At 67.8% G+C, this 19,946-nt stretch carries 16 protein-coding genes; 3 read left to right on the forward strand and 13 right to left on the reverse strand.

The annotated features are described in order from the left end of the window. Positions 1 to 6 precede the first annotated feature (6 nt). The 9 genes from ACFWH5_RS02285 to ACFWH5_RS02325 form a co-directional block, all read right to left on the reverse strand. Positions 7 to 837, reverse strand: a complete 831-nt coding sequence (locus ACFWH5_RS02285) for a sulfotransferase family protein (RefSeq protein WP_378831301.1) — start codon at positions 835 to 837, stop codon at positions 7 to 9. Positions 838 to 995: 158 nt separating this feature from the next. Continuing rightward, positions 996 to 1,766, reverse strand: coding sequence for a hypothetical protein (locus tag ACFWH5_RS02290; RefSeq protein WP_378831304.1), 771 nt, complete (start codon positions 1,764 to 1,766; stop codon positions 996 to 998). Between the two features lie 131 nt (positions 1,767 to 1,897). Further along, positions 1,898 to 3,658: a glycosyl hydrolase gene (locus tag ACFWH5_RS02295; RefSeq protein ID WP_378831305.1), complete on the reverse strand. Its 1,761-nt coding sequence runs from the start codon at positions 3,656 to 3,658 to the stop codon at positions 1,898 to 1,900. A gap of 249 nt (positions 3,659 to 3,907) precedes the next feature. Continuing rightward, entirely contained in the window at positions 3,908 to 4,513 is a 606-nt protein-coding gene (locus tag ACFWH5_RS02300; protein WP_378831307.1) for a hypothetical protein, read from the reverse strand. A 41-nt stretch (positions 4,514 to 4,554) separates the two neighbouring features. After that, positions 4,555 to 8,889 carry a PKD domain-containing protein gene (locus tag ACFWH5_RS02305; RefSeq protein ID WP_378831309.1) on the reverse strand — a complete coding sequence of 1,445 codons (4,335 nt, stop codon included), beginning with the start codon at positions 8,887 to 8,889 and terminating at the stop codon, positions 4,555 to 4,557. 193 nt (positions 8,890 to 9,082) lie between these two features. Then, positions 9,083 to 10,003, reverse strand: coding sequence for a glycosyltransferase (locus tag ACFWH5_RS02310; protein ID WP_378831311.1), 921 nt, complete (start codon positions 10,001 to 10,003; stop codon positions 9,083 to 9,085). Next, entirely contained in the window at positions 10,000 to 10,926 is a 927-nt protein-coding gene (locus tag ACFWH5_RS02315; RefSeq protein ID WP_378831313.1) for a glycosyltransferase family 2 protein, read from the reverse strand. The genes ACFWH5_RS02310 and ACFWH5_RS02315 overlap by 4 nt, the downstream gene beginning before the upstream one ends. Continuing rightward, positions 10,923 to 12,143, reverse strand: a complete 1,221-nt coding sequence (gene cysC / locus ACFWH5_RS02320) for an adenylyl-sulfate kinase (RefSeq protein ID WP_378831316.1) — start codon at positions 12,141 to 12,143, stop codon at positions 10,923 to 10,925. Before cysC ends, ACFWH5_RS02315 begins: the two co-directional genes overlap by 4 nt. After that, positions 12,140 to 13,141 (reverse strand): sulfite exporter TauE/SafE family protein, encoded by a 1,002-nt coding sequence (locus ACFWH5_RS02325; protein WP_378831317.1) that lies wholly within the window; start codon positions 13,139 to 13,141, stop codon positions 12,140 to 12,142. Before ACFWH5_RS02325 ends, cysC begins: the two co-directional genes overlap by 4 nt. 239 nt (positions 13,142 to 13,380) lie before the next feature. Here ACFWH5_RS02325 and ACFWH5_RS02330 point away from each other — a divergent pair, with 239 nt between their 5' ends. From ACFWH5_RS02330 to ACFWH5_RS02340, 3 genes are read left to right on the forward strand one after another with little or no spacing between them, the layout of a single operon-like run. After that, positions 13,381 to 14,133 (forward strand): 3'(2'),5'-bisphosphate nucleotidase CysQ, encoded by a 753-nt coding sequence (locus ACFWH5_RS02330; RefSeq protein WP_378831319.1) that lies wholly within the window; start codon positions 13,381 to 13,383, stop codon positions 14,131 to 14,133. After that, complete coding sequence (cysD, locus tag ACFWH5_RS02335; RefSeq protein ID WP_378831322.1) at positions 14,133 to 15,053, forward strand: sulfate adenylyltransferase subunit CysD; 921 nt, start codon at positions 14,133 to 14,135, stop codon at positions 15,051 to 15,053. Before ACFWH5_RS02330 ends, cysD begins: the two co-directional genes overlap by 1 nt. Continuing rightward, positions 15,053 to 16,294: a sulfate adenylyltransferase subunit 1 gene (locus tag ACFWH5_RS02340; protein ID WP_378831324.1), complete on the forward strand. Its 1,242-nt coding sequence runs from the start codon at positions 15,053 to 15,055 to the stop codon at positions 16,292 to 16,294. The genes cysD and ACFWH5_RS02340 overlap by 1 nt, the downstream gene beginning before the upstream one ends. Positions 16,295 to 16,610: 316 nt before the next feature. On the opposite strand, the gene ACFWH5_RS02345 is transcribed toward ACFWH5_RS02340, so the two are convergent. The 4 genes from ACFWH5_RS02345 to rplM form a co-directional block, all read right to left on the reverse strand. After that, positions 16,611 to 17,042: a VanZ family protein gene (locus ACFWH5_RS02345; protein ID WP_378831326.1), complete on the reverse strand. Its 432-nt coding sequence runs from the start codon at positions 17,040 to 17,042 to the stop codon at positions 16,611 to 16,613. A gap of 137 nt (positions 17,043 to 17,179) precedes the next feature. Next, positions 17,180 to 18,538, reverse strand: coding sequence for a phosphoglucosamine mutase (glmM, locus tag ACFWH5_RS02350; RefSeq protein ID WP_378831329.1), 1,359 nt, complete (start codon positions 18,536 to 18,538; stop codon positions 17,180 to 17,182). 17 nt (positions 18,539 to 18,555) lie between these two features. Then, positions 18,556 to 18,975 carry a 30S ribosomal protein S9 gene (gene rpsI / locus ACFWH5_RS02355; RefSeq protein ID WP_378833507.1) on the reverse strand — a complete coding sequence of 140 codons (420 nt, stop codon included), beginning with the start codon at positions 18,973 to 18,975 and terminating at the stop codon, positions 18,556 to 18,558. 98 nt (positions 18,976 to 19,073) lie between these two features. After that, the gene (gene rplM / locus ACFWH5_RS02360) at positions 19,074 to 19,520 is read right to left on the reverse strand and encodes a 50S ribosomal protein L13 (protein ID WP_309127633.1); all 447 of its coding nucleotides are present in this window, start codon (positions 19,518 to 19,520) and stop codon (positions 19,074 to 19,076) included. Positions 19,521 to 19,946: the final 426 nt, after the last annotated feature.

The raw sequence follows: 19,946 nt of genomic DNA on the forward strand, positions 1-19,946 counted from the left end.
CGCGCGTCAGCGCCGCCAGCCCGGCGGTCGGCCGAGGAGGCGGGCGAGCGCATCATCGTGGGGGATGAAGTGCTCATCGAGGCGACGTCGCAATGCGTCGGACAGCGGCAGGCTCGGCCGCGCATTGTGCTGCGCGATCACTTCGGGCCGCCACCGGGCGAGGCCGAGGAAGTCGGTCACCTTCTGGTACTCGCCGTGCGGGTCGGCGAAGAACGTCTCGCTGTCGAGCACATGGACCTGCTCACGAGGAAAGTGCCGGAACACTCGCTCGAGCTGTTCGGCGTACTGGCTGCGGCGGAGGTACGCATGGTGCCGGTGCGCGTGACTCTCGTAACCGGCATCCGCGGCCATCTTCTCGACCTCGCCCGCGAGACGCTCATCTTCGAGTTCGAGCGCCTCTTCGAACGTCGTCGCGGTGTCGAAACCGCGGGCATGTTCGTGCTTGTAGGCGGAGAAGGCGCGCTCCACGGGGTCGCGGAGCATGGCGACCAGTCGGACGTTCGGCAGATCGCGTGCGAGCCGCTCGATGGCGAACGGGTGGAACATGTAATAGGTGCACGCCTCGAACACCGCCGGCGCTCCCCACTCCCGGGTGCGGAGCTCCGCGGTCCTCTGAAGCGGGAAGTTCCCCCGGTACCACTGCATCCCCCTCTGGTAATGGAGGCTGAAGTAGTCGATGCCCTTCTCGATACCCGGGCGCAGGACCTGCGGATGCTCCGCGAGGTGTTTGAACAGCGTCGTCGTCCCGCATCGCTGGCCACCGATGACGATGAACGACGGCAGCATCCGGAGACCCGACGTCGCCTGCCCCAGCCGATAGTACGTCGCTCTCGCCACCCCATGAAGCGGCCGCGGAATTCGCTCACGCAGCATTGAAGAAACCCCTCCCCAGTGGTTCACATCCGTTCGCCGAATCCGGCGAAGCGAACTTATCGATGATGATAGTTCATCGCGCAGAATCAGGCCATCAAATGAGGAGAGCCGTCGGCTCGTTCTCAGGAAGCAGTGCGAGATGTCGTCTCGTCGGCGACGGATTCATGTTCCTTCGCGCGCAGCCTCGGCGTGACGAAGAACCCGAAATAGGCATGAACGAGGATCCAGGCCCAGTACGACTCGGACGCCCGCTGACCGTAATCGATGAAGAGCGTGAACACGCTGTCGAGGTCGTCTCGCGCCCAGGGTGCCACCATCATGAAGGTCAGTCCCACGAGGGCGAGGACGATCATCCACACGATGCGCCGCACCCGTCGGTCGGGAAGGTCGGGGTCGAGGATCGTCCTGTCCATGATGTCCAGCGCGATGGGAGCGATGAGCAGCGGGATCAGGCTCTCGGCCTGCTCGAGGACGAACTGGGTGTGGAAGAAGACGATGATCACCGCGAGGATGACCAGAGCCCATGCCGGGGCGACGCGGAAGCGCTTGGGCACCATCATGTACACCCAGATGTACGCGGCCCCGCTGAAGCACTCGTCCAGCGTCGACACGCTGGTGATCGGGACCGCGAAGTGCAGGATCAGGTAGACGCCGACCAGCGCAGCCAGGATGAGAAGGGTTCGCAGCAGCCGCGCGGACCGTTGCGCCCACGGGCGCACGTACTGCACCAGGAGGCAGATCAGGAGAACCAGCCCCAGTGCCTCGCTGTTGTGGCCGATCCGCGCGCCCAGCCCCTCGGAGACGACCAGATACTGCAGCCGGAAGACGAGCACGAGCAGCGCGACGACGACCACGGCGTAGAAGACCAGGCTGCGGATCCGCACAGGGCTCATGCGCTGAGGTTAGGGGTCCACGTGCCCGGGGTCAAGGAGAACTCGTGGGATCAGGGTGCGGTGGGCATGCGAAGGGGCCGACGTCCGTGCGGGACGTCGACCCCCTCAGTGCCGGTCGCAGCCGGCCGGCGTCAGCCGCCGTGAACCATCTCAGCGTAGGCAGCCTTCTCGGCGTCCGTGCTGAGCGACCAGCTGCACGCGTCGGGCGCGGTGCTCGTCGCGGGCTTGTTGCTGTAGTACGCCGACACGAACACGTCGCTGGACGTCATGAACGCGTAGCCGTCACGCAGCCAGTCGGCGCGCTGGACCGTCTTGTTCGCGGCGAACTCGGGCAGCGACGCCTTCTTGTCGTGCGCCTTGGCGAACTTCACCAGGCCGCTGGCCGACGTCGCGAGCGGGACATCCTTGCCGCGACCGCCGGCGCAGGTGTGCCGGTTGTAGACGCTGGCACCGACGATGTCGACGTACGCGTCTCCGGGGTACCACTGCGCGACGTGATCGCGCGCCGTCGTGGCGGTGCGGTACGACCAGTCGGTCATCTGCAGCACCCACTGCACGTTGGTCGCGCCGCGGGCGTTGAAGATGTCGACGACCTTGCGGTACGCCTGCTTGTACTCCTCGGCCGTACCCAGCGACACCTTCGACGAGACCTCGGGCTCATGCCCGAACGCGACCTCGACAGAGCCACCGCGCGCCTTGAGCGCATCCGCCCAGCGCACGATGTCCTGATACAGCGCGCTCGACGACGTCGCAGACGCGATCTCACGCCACGGCAGCTTCTGCGCGTTCACGGTGATCATGTCGCCCTTGGGCACACTGCCCTGGAAGTTCCCGTACACGTGACGGCCGACGGTCTCACCCGCCGCCTTGTCCAGCGACGCGGTGTCGACGGTGCCGCCGACAAGGATCGAAGCGTCGTCAGGAGCGGGCTCGCCGGGCGCGGGCTCGCTCGGAGCGGGCTCGCTGGGAGCGGGCTCGCTGGGAGCGGGCTCGCTGGGAGCAGGCTTCGCCGGAGCGTCGGCGTCGGGCGCCGCGAGCGCGAGCTCGTCGCGCGCGATCTCGCCGAACGCGGTGAACTCGGCACTGCTCGAAAGCGGCCAGGAGCAGTCCTGGTTGTTGGGGTTGGTCGGCGGGTGGTTGAAGTAGAACGCCGACACGAAGACGTCCTTGTTCGCCTTGATCCAGGCGTAGCCCTCGCGCAGCCAGTCGGCGCGCTGGACCGTCTTGTTGGCAGCGAACTCGGGAAGCGACGCCTTCTTGCCGTGCGCCTTCGCGAAGGTCACCACGCCACCGGCGACGGTGGAGAGCGGAACGTCTCGCCCGAGTCCCTCACCGCAGGTGTGCCAGTTGTACGCGTCCGCGCCGATGATGTCGACGTACGCGTCGCCCGGGTACCACTTGCCGGCGTAGTTGCGGTCCGTCGTGGAGGTGCGGAACGACCAGTCGGTCATCTGCAGCACCCACTGCACGTTGTTCACGCCGCGAGCGTTGAAGATGTCGACGACCTTGCGGTACGCCTGCTTGTACTCCTCGGCCGTACCACGCGACGCCTTCGATGAGGCCTCGGGCTCGTGCCCGAACGCGAGCTCGATCGTGCCGCCGCGCGCCTTGAGCGCATCCGCCCAGCGCACGATGTCCTGATACAGCGAGCTCGATGACGTCACCGACGAGATCTGCCGCCAGGACAGGTTCTGCGCGTTCACGGTGATCATCTCGCCCTTGGGCACGCTGCCCTGGAAGTTTCCGTACACGTGACGGGCGACGGTCTCGCCTGCCGCCTTGTCCAGCGGCGCGAAGTCACCGCCCACCGCTCCGAAGACGAGGGTCTGCGGGCTGGTGGCCGCCGTCGCGGCGGGGGCCGCGACGACCGCTCCACCACCGATCAGGGCCACGCTCGTCAGGATCGACAACCACCGTCGGCGGGGAGGTCTGACAGATTTGAACACGGATGGTTCTCCTTTCGCGCCGAAGTCGCGCGACAGACACCATCTGAACATTCACGGACCTAGCTACGCCACGGCGCCGGAGGGGAAAGAGGGGAGGGGCGGCGTAACCGGCAGAAACCATGTCACAGTTCCCTGGGAGTCGCAAGGCTCCGCCGCCCAGGAACGCGGTCTCCCGAACAGCCTCCGGCCGCGGGGTCACCCCTGGAAGGTGGCCTCCCAGCATCCGCGGTTCTCGTCACCGGCGGTCGCCTCGATGCGCCACGTGCCCTCCTCGGGGATCGCGAAGCGCACCGGATAGAATCGCCACTCATCGGCGGTTTCGATCGCGGCGCTGCGAATCTCCTTCTCCCCCGAGCCGTTCACCTGCGTCAGCCGGATGACGAGCTCAGGATCGCCCTCCAGGGCTGCCGGGATGAAGTAGAACGACATCTCCGACTCCGCGGAATCGGAGTACTGCGCTCGGGCCTCCGCGAAGTTGCCCGCCGCCATCGTTCCCGATCGCACATCCCGCTCGTCGTTCACGGCGACGCACCCCGAGCCGGCCTCACCGGGAAGCCTGTCCAGCACCGAGTCCTGTCGACCCGGTTCGTCGGTCGGGATCACCGGCGGCTCCGTCTCGATCGGCGGCACCTCGGTGGGATCGAGCGGTGTCTGCACCCCGGCTGCCGGCGGCGGACTGCTGCTCGCCGCGGCCTCGGGCTCGTCCTGGTCGCCCGTGCATCCGGCCAGGAGCACCGTGGTCAGAATCGCGACCGTGATCGCGCCGATCCCGTGTCCGACCCTCTGCTGTCGTTTCGGCATGTCTCCCCCAGACTCTGCGCTGATACGTCCCACCAGGACGGTCATCCTGCCGGATGCAGGACGACAGTCCACGCGACGGAGCGGTCGCTCGTGGCGCTCGATGTGGCGGTGATGCCTCCGACGGCACCGGCCTGAACCGGTGCGCCCGAGTCCGCGATCACCGACGAGAACTGGTAACCGGTGCCTGTCGCCATCGAGACGTCACGGACCACCTGCGGCGCCGGGACCGTCCACTGCGTGCCGCTGGCGGACCGGTCGGCCCAGTACGACAGCACCCAGTCGCCGGCTGCGGCCGTCGCCGTGGGACTCGTGTGCGACGTCGTGGCCGTGCTGCCGGCGGTCTCCGCCACCAGCGACGCCAGGTCGACGTTCCGGTAGGCGGCGACCGAGAGGGTGCCGATGCGGTACCCGGTCGTGTCGTTCACCCGCACGGTCTTGCCCGCGTCATCCGCGGCGGCCGATTTCGCCCACAGCGTGGTCTTCGCCGAGCCGTTGGTGAAGCTCTTCACCTCGGTCCAACCCGTCACACCCGTCGCGGCGCTCCAGTTCACCGTCGGCGGTGTGGTCAACCACATCAGCAGCGCATCGCCGGCCTGCACATCGGACGGAACCGTCGCGGCCTTGAACATCGCCGCGCCGGACGCGGAGTGCGCGGCACCCACGTACACCACCGCATTCTCGGGCTCCGGAACGGTCACCTGCACCGTCTCCGTGGCCGTGCTCGTGGCTCCGCGGTTGTCGGTGACCGTGAGCGTCACCTCGTAGTCGCCCGACGCCACATACTGGTGCGAGGGGGCGGCCGCCGTCGAGGTCCCGTTGTCGCCGAAGTCCCACGCGAAGCCGGCGATCGTGCCATCCGAGTCCGACGATGCCGAGCCGTCGAACGAGCACGAACCGTTCTGATCGCAGGACGATGTGAAACTCGCCACCGGATCTGCGTTGGGTGCCTCGGGTACGTCGGCTCGCAGCACGATGGTCCACGCGACGGAGCGGTCGCTGATGGCACTGCTCGTCGCGGTGATCCCGCCCACGGTTCCGGCCTGAACCGGTCCACCCGAGTCTGCCATCACCGACGAGAACTGGTAGCCCGTGCCCGTCGCCATGGTGATGTCACGGACCGTCTGGGACTCCGGCACCGTCCACTGGGTGCCGTTGACCGACCGGTCGGCCCAGTACGACAGCACCCAGTCGCCGGCAGCAGCCGTCGCCGTGGGGCTCGTGTGCGACGTCGTCGACGTGCTGCCGACGACCTCCGCCACCAGCGCCGCCACGTCCACGTCCCGATACGCCGCGACCGAGAGAGTGCCGATCCGGTATCCGGTCGTGTCGTTCACCCGCACCGTCTTGCCCGCGTCATCCGCCGCCGCCGACTTCGCCCACAGCGTGGTCTTCGCCGAGCCGTTGGTGAAGCTCTTCACCTCGGTCCACCCGGTCACGCCCGTGGGTGCGCTCCAGTTCACCGTCGGCGGTGTCGTCAGCCACATCAGCAGCGCATCGCCCGCCTGCACCTCGGCCGGAACCGTCGCAGCCTTGAACGTCGCCGCCCCTGATGCGGAGTGCGCGGCACCCACGTAGACCACGGCATTCTCGGGCTCCGGGACGGTCACCTGCACCGTCTCCGTCGCCGTACTCGTCGCCCCGCGGTTGTCGGTGACCGTGAGCGTCACCTCGTAGTCGCCCGACGCCAGGAACTGGTGCGAAGGAGCAGCCCCGGTCGAGGCTCCGTTGTCGCCGAAGTCCCACGCATAGCCGGCGATCGACCCGTCCGGGTCCGTCGACCCCGAAGCGTCGAAAGCGCACGCGCCTTCGTCGTCGCAGGAGAAGGTGAAGTCCGCCACCGGAGTCGCGTTCGGCGCGTCCTCGTCGTGAAGGAAGAGCGAGCGGTTGGCCCAGCTGATCCCGTCCACCGCCGGACCGCTGACCCGCGCCGCCGACCCCGTCACCGCGCCGCCGTCGAAGGATGCGGCATACAGCGAGTCATCGGAGGTGCGGACGTAGTACAGCTTGCCGTCGCTGACGAACATGCCTCGCGCGTCTGCGAACGACTGGTTCGAGTCGACGACGCGGATGCGCTCGTCCATGATTCCGCTGTCGGGCGAGAACCACCGTGCCAGCAGCCGGGAATCGTTGCGCAGCGTGTAGTACAGCCAGCCGTCGTCGTAGGTCATGCCGGTGACGTTGGACATCTGACCGTACAGCGAAGGCACGCGGCCGTTGTACGTTCCCCCGAGGTTGTTGCTGACGTCCTTCCACTTCGGGTCGTTGTACGGGTTGATGACCTGGTCGGCGCCGAACGTCGTGCCGTCGAAGGTTCTGCGGTGCAGGAAGCCGTCGGTCATTCCGTAGAACAGGGTGTTCCCGACCTTGAACGCGCCGCGGGTGGTACCCCAGTCGACCCCGCCCGGGTCATCGGTGCGCAGGCCGCCGGCACTCGTGCCGTCCTCCTTGAGGAAGACCGAGGCGAGGCTGTTCGTCGAGCCGCCCGACGGGACGTCGGTGCGCACGATCTCGATGCCGTTGATGAGCGGGTTCTCGACGACGTGCGTCGTGTCGATGTTGACCGTGCCGTCGCTGGTGATGTCGAACGAGCGCATCGTGCCGCGCTGGTCTCCGACCTCCTGCACGATGTCGAAGTTCATCAGCGCAGGCTGCCCGTCGATCGCGACGTCGAAGGAGCGATCGCCCGCGTCAGACGTGCAGGTGCAGCGGTTGGCGAAGTAGAGCCGCACCTCCAGTGGCGTCCCCGAAGCCACCGGGAAGGCCCAGCTCATCCGCGGGTTGTCGCTCGGCGACCAGCGCTCCGTGTCGAAGATCGCGGCCGGCGTCGACGCCGGCACGGTTGCGTCGACCGTGCGGTTGCTGTCCCACGCCGCCGCGTTGCTGCCGCCGTTGCGGTACGGGTTGTCGGGCCCCGAATCGTCGATCCAGTCGGGACCTGCGTCGCTGGATGCCACGGCCGAGCCGCCCGCATTCACGCGGTAGAGCACATTCGTCGTCCCGCCCGACGTGGACCCGAGGTACACCCGGCCGTCGAGCTCCGCCGTCGCGGTGGTGTGCACCTTGTCGCCGGTGTACGGGAAGAGCGCGATGCGTGGACGGTTGTACTCGCGGTTGCCGATCCAGTTGTTGTTCGACCCCATGTAGAGACCGTTCGCCGTGGCGAGCAGCGCGTACACCGCGACGCCGGCGGGGTTGCGGCCGGGGTTCCAGGCGAGCGGGCGCCCGCTGATGGGGTCGAGCGCCATGATTCCCGGCCGCGGCACGGCGCCCGCGTCTGCGTAGTCGACGCCGTACGGGTTGTTGCCCCAGCGCTGATGACCACCGACGAACACCGAGTTGCTGGTGATGGCATTGGCCCATGCGGTGTCACCGCCGGTCTCACTCACCCAGGTGGGCTGGACGTTCGTGCCGGAGGGCTCGCGCTCGAAGCGCGCCGCGGCGTCGCAGAGCGTGTCGCGCACGCCACCACCGGTGCTCGAGACCACGAAGAAGTCGTCGTCCGGCGAGTAGGAGACGTCGCGCACCCAACTGTCGAACGCCCATGAGTAGCAGTAGTCCTTGAGCCGGTCGGTGGCCCAGTCCGCGCGGACGGTCGCCGCGGCACCCGACAGGTCGATCTGCACGACCTGATCGCGCAGGAATCCGTCGGCGAACTTGAAGTTCCCGACCGCGACGAGCTCACTGCCGTCTTTGGTGATGTCGACTGCGACGGGTCCGATCCATCCCTGTGCGCCGGACCCGGAATCGTTGTGATTGCCGGTCAGCTGAACGCGCATGAACGTGTCGCGAGCGCCGTTGGACGCCCTCAGTGCGGCCAGCCCACCGTGGTTGAAGCCACCGATCTGGGTGAAGGTTCCACCGATGTAGACGCGATCGCCACGCGCGACGACCGCGTTGACGAAGCCGAAGTTCGTCGCGGGAGGCGCCCATGACGTGACGACCTGGCCGGTGGTGATGTCGACCAGCGCGATGTCGGTGCGGGAGACGCCGTTGATGGTGGTGAAGTTGCCGCCGACGTAGACGGTGTTGTTGTTCGGTCCCGGATGCAGCGCATACACGACACCGTTGACGTTGAAGTTCACCGAGGACAGAGCGCCGGTCGACTTGTTGAACGTCGCGAGGTAGGCGCGGGCGGTGTTGGACACGCGCGTGAACGTGCCGCCGATGACCATCGTGTTGCCGACTTCCGCGATCGCCCGCACATCTCCGTCGTCCACGGCGGGCGTCGCCGTGGACGGCACCTGACTCGGTATGTCGAGAGGCGTCGGAGGGTCAGCAGAATGCACGCGTGTGACCACGCCATCCCCCACCGCCGCAGACGCCGTCACCGGCGTCGTGACGAGAGCCGTGACGACGAACGCCGCAGCGATGATCATTGCCACCAGACCACGACGACGTGATCCGGACAGCAGAGAAGAAACCCCAGTCCCCATGACAAGCTCCCCAGCTCCGATGTCTCCTCGACCCCATTCGCAGAGGAGAACCTGATAAGTGTGACCGACACCGGGCCGGTTTGGCAATAGAAATTCCTGTGAGCGCCCGGGTCGGCCTCTGAAGCGACCGATTCCGCTACTGCGGCCGTCGCACGATTCGCCGCGCCTGAGCGGCCTGTACGTGATCGGCGAGCGCATCCCCCGGCCGGGCGAAGGTGACCAGACCCCGCTCATCAAGACGGGCGGCCAGCTCCACCTGATGATCGTCGACGTGCTCGCCGAGGCGTGCGGTGCGCGCGAGGACGACCGGGCACACCCCGGCGCGCAGCGCCATCAGGATCGACCCGACTCCGGCGTGGGTGATGATGACATCCGCCGATCTCGCCGCCGCCGCGAGCTCATCCCCCGGCCACCACTGGCGCACATCACCGGTGAGGGTCGCGTCCTCTGCCGGAGTGTTGCCGACCTGCCAGGCGACCTCCGCGGCGGAGAGCGCATCGCGCGACTCTCGCAACGCTCGGGGGAAGGGAAACTTCTCGGAACCGAGGGTCACGAGGGCGCGACGCACCGTGCGCGGCTCGGCGGGGTGGGCCTCGAAATTGTCGAAGACGCTGCCGAACTGCTGCCACGCGCCTCTGCCCCAGTCCGACCCCTGGTGGAAGAGCCGGGTCCCCGGGACCCGTTCGATGATCCGCCCGGTCTGCGACGGCGACGTCAACCGTGTCGCGCTCTCGACGTAGGTGAGCGGGATGCGCAGGGCCCGTGCAGCCAGCATGTACGGCACCGTCAGGGCGGCGCCCGTGGACACCACCGACCGAGGACGTGTCTGCCGCATGATTCGCACGGCGCCGGCGAGCGAGCGGGCGGCTTTCAAACCCTGCCGCGACTTCACCTCCGGCACCCAGACGACGGTCTCGGCGGCGAGGAGGGATTCCGTCTGCGGCGTGCGCGCCGTCACCCAGAAACGATCGGCGCGGGGAGCGAAGCGTTCCGCGATCTCGAATGCCTCGTCGACGTGTCCCCCGGGCGACGCGACGAAACCGACGGAACCGGTCATACCCCGCGGCCCCACCTGTGCAGTGTGCCGAGCACGCGCTCGCTCGAGCCCGGGACGACCGCGACCGCGAGCGAGACCCAGCTCCGCCACTGCAGCGGATTGCGCTTCAGCGAACGGCCGGCCCACCGCCATGCGCCGGATCGCCTGCCCTCACTGGCATAGGCGAAGGCGATCTGCCCCATGAGACGGGACGCCCCGGTTCTGTGCTTCGCGACATCCGGATGGTTGTCGAGCATCCATTCCGAGCTCGCGATCTTCGTGTCCCATCGACGAGAGAAGTGCGAGGACTTTCCCCACAGCACGCGGACGAGCGGCTCGTCGAGGTGCACCACGGGATGAAGGGCGGAACTGCGAAGCAGAATGTCCCAGTCCTCGTTCTGACTGCCCGGGATCTGCTCGTTGATCAGGCCGAGCGCGCCCTCGAGCGCCGACCGGCGGAACAGGAAGTTGGACGAGTGCAGCATCGACATCCGGGAGGCGAGCAGCATGTCGTGCGTCACCGTGTCGGTGCCGGCCAGCCGGACGGTGGAGCGGTCGCCGTAGTCCACGACGATCGCCGTCGTGGCCATCGGGGCATCCGGATGCTGATCCAGCAGCGTCACCTGCCGGGACAGCTTCTCGGGCAACCACACGTCGTCGTCGTCGCAGAAGGCCACCAGCTCGCCCGAACTGGAGAGGATTCCGGTGTTCCTCGCCCCCGCGAGACCGGCGGTCCGCTGATTGCTCAGCACGCGCACGGGCCGGCTCCCGTCGGCGGTCAGGGTGAGGTCGGGCTCGGCGCGGTCGAAGACCACGACGACGTCGACAGGGCCGGCGTAGTCCTGCGTCACGACGGCGGCGATCGCCGCACGCAACTCCACGGGCCGCTTGTGTGCGGGGATCACCACACTGACGGACGGCAGCGCCTTCGGGTCTTCGGTCATCGCTGCCCCCCAGCTCCTTGCTTCGGTTCCTCGACGGTGATGCCGGCATGCGCGAGCACTCCGCGCTCCGCCAGCATCCGCACGACCTGCGCGACGCCGTCGTCGACGCTCGACACCGAGGTGTCGAGCACGAGATCGGCGTCGGCAGGCTCCTCGTAGGGCGAGTCGATACCGGTGAAGTCAGGGATCAGGCCGGCCCGTGCCCTGGCGTAGAGACCCTTCCGATCACGCGACTCGGCCACCGCGAGGGGCGTCGCCACGTACACGATGACGAACGGCGATGCTGGTTCCACCTTCGCGCGCATCGCGTCGCGCGAGGATGCGAACGGCGCGATCGGCGCACACACCGCCAGCCCGCCGACCTCGGCGATCCGGGCGGCGACCCAGGCGATCCGCTGCAGGTTGCGGTCACGATCCTCCCGCCCGAACCCCAGCTCCCCCGCGATCTCGCGGCGCACGTCATCGCCGTCCAGCAGGACGGTCGGCTGCGCGCTGTGCGCGTGCAGATGCTCGACCAGCGCGCGGGCGAGCGTCGATTTGCCGGCGCCGGACAGCCCGGTGAACAGGACGACGGCGCCGGCACCCTGCTCGGCGGGACGCCGGAAGTCATGCACGTCGGTACCGCCCAGCCTGCGGACGATGACGGCCGCGACGTCCTCCTCCGCGCCGAGATCGGCCTCAGGGACGAAGATCACCCTGGCATCCCGCAACTGCGCGGCACTGTCGGTCAGATCCCGGATGCCGCGGGCCGTCGTCGGTGCGTTCGATGCACCCACGAAGACGAAGTCGACGGGACCGGATCCGGTGAGATGCGCCGCGGAGAGGACGTCAGCGGGACGGATGCTGCCGGCGAAGAGGGCGACTCGCCGCCCGTGCAGATCCGTGTCGAGCGTCGCCCGCAGCTCTCGCGCGAGGCCGTGCTCGGGTCTGCGGAGACTGCGCAGCGTGCCGCCGACCCACCGCCGTCCGCTCTCCGACTCGCGCACATGCTGCACGTCGAGCACGGCCAGCGGGGTGCGGTCGGGATCCTCGAGCAGCAGTCGCTCTCCTGGCGTGAGCGGATCGGCGACCTCGAGATTCGGCGCCAGGGGCCAGCCTTCCGGCACGTCTCCCGGCAGGCGGTAGCCGTCCACAGGATGGAGCAGTCCGGTGAGAATGACTTCCAGCCCGTCGAGCCGGGGACCCGAGAGCACGATGCTGCGTGAGGCCGAGGTCATGCTCCGTCTCCGGACGGTGCGGTCAGATCGCTCCGGCCGTCGCCTGCGAGACGTCTCTCCTCGGCGAGCCGATGCCGCTTCTCGGTGCTGGCCAGCGCGGGGAAGCCGTGCCGACGCCGGATGTACATCCACGTCAGCGGCCCGGCGACGAGCGCGACGAGCAGGATGATGCCGGTCTCGATGTTGCCCACGTCGAGCAACTTCAGCCCGGACGCGAGCAGCACGAACGCCAGGGCGCGCCGGATGAAACCGCCCGGCATCCTGGCGGAAAGCTGAGCGCCGAGGAACGCGCCGGGGACGCTGCCGATGATGAGAGGCAGCGAGATGGCCAGATCGAGATCGCCGAACATGGCGTGGCTGATCGCCGCCGAGATCACCAGCGGCACCGCCTGCACCAGGTCGGTGCCGACGAGCTGGCTGGCCTTCAGCCCGGCGTACATCATCATCAGGCCGATGATGATGAGCGACCCGGAGCCGACCGATGTCATGCCCACGATGAGGCCGCCGACGACGCCGAGCAGGATCGTCGGAACGACCTTGACCTGCACCTCCGGGCGCTCCTGCGGCAACGGCGCGCCCCGGCCGTCACGAGATCTGGCCCGCTCGATCAGGCGCATGTACGCCCGCACCATCAGCATCGAGGCGGTGAACAGGATGGCGACGCCCAGGGCCAGCTTCACCGCGTGCTGCACCTGCTCACCGTCCCCCAGCGCCTTCAGGACCAGCACGCCGGCGAACGCCGATGGCACCGATCCGATGCAGAGCAGGCCGACCAGCTTGAGATTGACCGTGCCCCGTCGCAGGTGCACGACCGACCCGACCGGCTTCATCACCGCGCTCGCCACGAGGTCGCTGGACACCGCGGCGAGCGGCGAGACTCCGAAGAAGAGCACCAGCATCGGGGTCATGAGCGCGCCCCCGCCCATCCCCGTCAATCCCACGACGATTCCCACGGCGAACGCCCCCACGACAAGCCCCATGTCCATGTTGCGTATCATGGCACAACGCTTTCCGTGCGCCCAGGGCGCGGATCCAACCGGTTCAGGACCGATTTCAGAGTCATTCGAAAGAGAACCTTCGCTTCGCAGGCGATCGTCCTATATCGTGTGCATTGGGGAGGGCGCTTGCCGCCCGTGGCCACAGGCCACCGGGAGTCGGCGTGTCACGCAGCGAAGGGGCAGCGTGCGCGTTCGGGGTATGACTCCTGCATTGGGGGATGCAAAGGAATATCTGGGGAATGGACGACACGGGTATCGCCGCGTCGCTCGCCGAGGGGGCGGGCCGATTGCTGCGAGAAGTGCAGAAGCAGGCAACACAGGAGGAGCTCGGCTCCGCGGAGTTGAAGGACCGCGGCGACCGGATCAGCCAGGACTATCTCTCGCGCAAGCTGACCGAGAACAGGTCCGGCGACGCCGTCCTCTCTGAGGAGGCGGTCGACGACGCTCGTCGACTCGACGCCTCGCGGGTCTGGATCATCGATCCGCTCGACGGCACACGAGAGTTCTCGGAGGGCCGCCACGACTGGGCGGTCCACGTGGCGCTCTGGGAGAGCGGAGAGCTGACGGCGGCCGCGGTCGCGCTGCCGGGCGTCGACGAGCTGCTGAGCACCGGCATGACGGCGGCGGCGTGGACGCGGCCCGACCGCATCCGGCTCGCCGTCTCGCGTACCAGGGCGACGCCGCTGGTATCCGCCCTGGCGGACGCGCTGGACGCCGAGCTCGTGCCGATGGGCTCGGCGGGATACAAGACATGCGCGGTGATCCGCGGCGAGGTGGATGCCTATGTGCACACCGGTGGTCAATACGAGTGGGACTCCGCGGCGCCCGTCGCGGTCGCCCGCGCCGCCGGGCTGTTCACGTCGCGCATCGACGGGAGCGCGCTGGAGTACAACAATGCGGACCCGTACCTCCCGGATCTCATCGTCTGCAACCCGCTGATCGCCGACGACCTGCGACGCGTGGTGGACGAGCTGAACGAAAGGGCACTGTGATGATGGACACCCTCGAGGCGCGTCGATACGGCCTCACGCACCTGGACTACCTCGAAGCGGAGGCGATCTTCATCATTCGGGAGATCGTCGCCGAGAACGAGAGTCCGGCGATGCTGTTCTCCGGAGGCAAGGACTCCGTCGTCATGCTCCATCTCGCCGCGAAGGCGTTCGCACCGGCATCCATCCCGTTCCCTGTCGTGCACATCGACACCGGGCACAACTTCGACGAGGTGATGGAGTTCCGCGACCGCCGCGTCGACGAGCTCGGAGTCCGACTGATCGTGGGTTCCGTCCCGGAAGCCATCGAGGCCGGCCTGGTGCGCGAAGAGCCCAACGGCTCACGCAACCGCATTCAGACGCCCGTGCTGCTCCGCACCGCCGAGACGAACGGGCTCACCGCTCTGATGGGCGGAGCGCGCCGTGACGAGGAGAAGGCCAGGGCCAAGGAGCGGGTGTTCTCCTTCCGCGACGAGTTCGGTCAGTGGGACCCGAAGAATCAGCGGCCGGAGTTGTGGGCGCTGTACAACGGGCGGATCCACCCGGGCGAGAGCATCCGATGCTTTCCGATCTCGAACTGGACCGAGCTGGACATCTGGCACTACATCGCCCGCGAGGGCATCGAGGTGCCGTCCATCTATTACGCGCACGAACGGGATGTGTTCCTGCGGAACTCGATGTACTTCGCCGTCAATCAGCACTGCCAGCCCCGGGAGGGCGAGGAGGTCTTCCGCGAGACGGTGCGTTACCGCACCGTCGGCGACGCCACCCTCACGGCCGCCGTGGTGTCACAGGCGACCACTCCGGAAGCCGTGATCGAAGAGGTCGCATCGACCCGTGTCACCGAACGCGGCGCCACCCGTGGTGACGACCGCGTGAGTGAAGCGGCGATGGAAGACCGCAAAAAGGAAGGCTACTTCTGATGGACATCCTTCGCATCGCGACCGCGGGCTCGGTCGACGACGGTAAGAGCACGCTCATCGGCCGCCTTCTCTACGACTCGAAGTCGATCTTCACCGATCAGCTCGAAGCCGTGGAGCGCACCAGTGCGCAGCGCGGCGACGACTACACCGACCTGGCGCTTCTCACCGACGGCCTTCGAGCCGAGCGGGAACAGGGCATCACGATCGACGTCGCGTACCGCTATTTCTCCACGCCGCGGCGCAAGTTCATCATCGCGGACACCCCGGGCCACATCCAGTACACGCGGAACATGGTCACCGGTGCGTCGACCGCGGGCCTGGCGATCATCCTCGTCGACGCGAGGAAGGGTCTGCTCGAGCAGAGCCGTCGCCACGCGACGCTCGTGTCGCTGCTGCGTGTGCCGCACGTGGTGCTCGCCATCAACAAGATGGATCTCGTCGACTGGTCCGAGCAGGTGTACAACGACATCCGTGACGAGTTCGTCGACTTCGCATCCAAGCTCGACTTCACCGACGTCGCGACCATCCCGCTGTCGGCCCTGAAGGGAGACAACGTCGTCGAGCGCTCGACGCACATGGACTGGTATCACGGCGCTTCGCTCCTGCACCACCTCGAGAACGTCTACATCGCCAGCGACCGTAATCTCGTCGACGTCCGCTTCCCGGTGCAGTACGTCATCCGCCCGCAGAACGGCAGGGGCGACTACCGCGGCCTGGCCGGTCAGGTGCTCGGCGGCGTGCTGCGGCCAGGAGACGAGGTGGTCGTGCTGCCGAGCGGCCTTCCCTCGCGGATCAAGTCGATCGACACTGCCGACGGCGAGCTGCAGGAGGCCTACCCGCCGATGTCCGTCACCGTGCGACTCGAGGACGAGCTCGACATCTCCCGCGGCGACATGATCAGCCGCCCGAACAATCAGCCGGTGCCCACGCAGGACATCGACGCGATGGTCTGCTGGATGGACTCCACTCCCCTCGCCATCGGCGGCAAGTACGTGATCAAGCACACCACGCGCTCGGCGAGGGCGATGGTGAAGGACATCATGTATGAGCTGGACATCAACACCCTGCACCGTGATCAGGCGCCGGGGACGCTGCGACTCAACTCGATCGGACGCATCACGTTGCGTACCACGCACCCGCTGATGGCGGATGCGTATCAGCGGAACCGTCAGACGGGATCGTTCATCCTGGTCGACGAGGCCAACAATCGCACGGTCGCGGCAGGGGTCATCGCCGGTTGATCGCCGGTCGTCGCGGGCCGACGTTCTCGTCCTTTCCGGACGACGTCGGCCCGCGTTCGCGGTTCGGTGTTCTCGCGGGTTCGGGAGATCGCCGCTCGCGGTGCCTCACCGAGGATGCGGCATCCCCTAGGGTGGTGGTGCGGCCTCAGTTCTTCAACGGCCGCCGGTGCGGGTACTCCCCAGCACCCGTGCCGGACGTAGAACGTCCCCAGCGCTCTGCGTCAGCGATCCCAGCGAGTCCCCAGCTCTGCTGGGATCGCCATGCCCTCGCGAGGGCGCACGACGCCCGATGACGTCCGCGCGTGTGGCGACGAGTTCAGCGCGGCCGTCTTCTGCGAAGAACTTCGGTGAGCACGACCGCGACCAGACCGACGCAGGCACCGGACACGTTCGCGACGATGTCGTACAGGCTCGGTGTGCGTTCGGCGATGAGCACGGCCTGCACGGATTCGATGGCGAGCGACGCGAGCAGGGCCAGCGGCATGATCAGGTAGCGCAGTCTGCGCATCAGCAGAGCGAGCCCGACACCGAACGGCACGAACAGCACGATGTTCGACCCGAACTCCAGCCGGTCGTAGGTCAGCAGAGGCACGCGGTCGACCAGCCAGCGCAGGAAGTCTCCCGCCCCGGCGTCCACGGGCTGCGGCCAGAACGCGATCAGCGCCAGGATCACGCCGTACGCCACCACCCAGGTCGACACCCGCCGCCAGAACGGAGGGGTCGCCGCGCGCTCAGGTTCAGTGGTCACCGCACGCGACGGCGAGGATGGCGGCGGCGCGGCTGGACCGTCATACGGCATCCGTTCCCCCCCACCCCTCGAACCTGTCCCCGTCGGAACCGGCGTGATGCATCCGGTCGCGCGACCCTGGCACCGTCGCGTGTCGACTACAGCGCCAGACGCTGCCTGACGACCTCGGCGAGGTTCTCGGCGCACTCCTGCGCGGTCTCCTTGTCGGCGGCTTCGACCATCACGCGCACCAGCGATTCGGTGCCCGAGGCACGCAGCAGCACGCGACCGGTGCTGCCGAGCAGCTCCTCGCACTCGCGCACGGCGGCAACGACGCCCTCATCGTCGACACGCGTCTTGTCGACGTCCTTCACGTTGATGAGAACCTGCGGGTACACGGTCATGACCGAGGCGAGCTCTGCCAGCGACTTCTTGCGGCGAGCCATCTCGGCCACGAGGTGCAGGCCCGTGAGCAGTCCGTCACCGGTGGTGGCGAAGTCGCTCATGATCACGTGACCCGACTGCTCGCCGCCGAGCGAGTAGCCACCGGCGTTCATGTCCTCGAGCACGTAGCGGTCGCCGACCGCGGTCTGGCGAACCGTGATGCCCTGCTCGCGCATGGCGACGTGCAGACCGAGATTGCTCATCACGGTCGCGACGAGTGTGTCGTCGCGCAGCTTGCCGCGACTCTTCATCGCCACGGCCAGGATCGCCATGATCTGATCGCCGTCGACGATGTTGCCGTCGGCGTCGACCGCGAGGCAGCGATCGGCGTCGCCGTCGTGGGCGATGCCGATGTCGGCACCCACGCGCACGACCTCGGCGGCCAGCTTGTCGAGGTGCGTCGACCCGACGCCGTCGTTGATGTTCAGCCCGTCGGGCGAGGCGCCGATGACGGTCACCTTGGCACCCGCGGTGTTGAACGCCTCAGGAGACGCACCGGATGCGGCGCCGTTGGCGCAGTCGAGCACCACATGCAGGCCGTCGAGCCGGTGCGGCAGCGAACTGAGCAGGTGCAGCACGTAGCGGTCCTCGGCATCCGAGAAGCGCTCCACTCGACCCACGTCGCCACCCGTCGGCTGCAGCTTCGTGCCGGACTGCATGGTCTCTTCGATGCGCTGCTCGACGATGTCGGGCAGCTTGCGTCCGCCGCGGGCGAAGATCTTGATGCCGTTGTCGGGCGCCGGGTTGTGGGATGCGGAGATCATCACGCCGAAGTCGGCGTCGATGTCGGAGATGAGGAACGCCGTGGCCGGGGTCGGCAGAGTGCCGGCATCCAGCACATCCACGCCGGAGGAGGCGAGGCCCGCCTCGACCGCGGCGCTGAGGAACTGGCCGGAGATCCGCGGGTCGCGAGCGACGACCGCGGTGAGCCGCTTGCCAGCCGCCTTGCGAGCGTTGGCGATACGGCCCTGGCCCAGGACGACGGCAGTCGCCTGGGCCAGGGAGAGCGCGAGTTCGGCGGTGAGGGGGCCGTTGGCCAGCCCCCGCACGCCGTCCGTACCGAACAGTGCCATAGAAGGGACTGCGCGGATCAGCGCTTCGAGTACTGAGGAGCCTTGCGGGCCTTCTTGAGACCGGCCTTCTTGCGCTCGATGACGCGGGCGTCGCGCGACAGGAAGCCGGCCTTCTTCAGGACCGGACGGTTGTTCTCGGCGTCGATGTTGTTCAGCGCACGGGCGATGCCGAGACGCAGCGCGCCGGCCTGGCCCGAGTCGCCGCCACCCGAGATGCGGGCGATGACGTCGTACGCACCCTGCAGGTTCAGCACCGTGAAGGGGTCGTTGATCAGCTGCTGGTGCAGCTTGTTCGGGAAGTAGTCCTCGAGGGTACGGCCGTTGACCGTGATGGTGCCCGAGCCCGGAACCAGACGCACGCGGGCGATGGCCTGCTTGCGACGGCCCACGGCAGCGCCGGGAACGGAGAGCACGGGACGCGGAGCGCTCGACTCCACGGCCTCGGTCTCCGGGGTCGAGGTGGAGAAGTTCTGCGGGAATTCGGTGGTGTCCTGGTTGTCAGCCACGAGTATGTCCTTAGAAGTCTTGGCGGCGCTTACTGGGCGACCTGGTCGAGGGTGTACGGCGTGGGCTGCTGAGCGGCGTGCGGGTGCTCGGCACCGGCGTAGACCTTCAGCTTCGACAGCTGCTGGCGACCCAGGGTGTTCTTCGGGAGCATGCCGCGGACGGCCTTCTCCACGGCGCGAACCGGGTTCTTCTCGAGAAGCTCGGCGTACGAGACGGACTTCAGACCGCCCGGGTAACCCGAGTGGCGGTAGGCCATCTTCTTCTGGAGCTTCTGACCCGTGAGGGCGACCTTGTCGGCGTTGACGATGACGACGAAGTCGCCGGTGTCGACGTGAGGAGCGAAGGTCGGCTTGTGCTTGCCGCGCAGGATTGCGGCGGCGTGCGAGGCCAGGCGACCGAGAACGACGTCAGTGGCGTCGATGACGATCCAGTCTCGCTGGACCTGCCCGGCCTTCGGGGTGTAAGTGCGCGTCACGATAGTGCTGCTTTCTTGATTCGAACGGAGAAGTTCGTGAATCCCACTCCGGGGTGGTTCTCGGCCTGATCGGTCCCGGGAACACGCCAGTGGAGGGCTCACGTTCGTCGTGCTCGCCATCCGGACGGACCGGAGGGCAGGCACCAAAGGAACAGCTTACAGCATCCGGCGAGCGCGGCCCAACCCGCCCGCCTGGGCTCGCCCCGTCTCACGACTGTGGCCCCTGTCGCCGCCTCACCGAGCGCGAGCTCTTGTCCCTTCAGGTGGCGCAACACGCCGCATCCGACCGGCGCGAAGCGGCCATGTGCGACACCTCGACGATCATGGTTCGTCCTGCACAATCGAGCGGCCCGATAAGCCCTCCACAGCTTCGGGGATTCTCGGGCGAACGGGCGCTCCGGAGAGCGCAGAGTGGACGGATGCCGC

This window comes from Microbacterium sp. NPDC058345 (assembly GCF_042723855.1).
GTDB lineage: Bacteria > Actinomycetota > Actinomycetes > Actinomycetales > Microbacteriaceae > Microbacterium.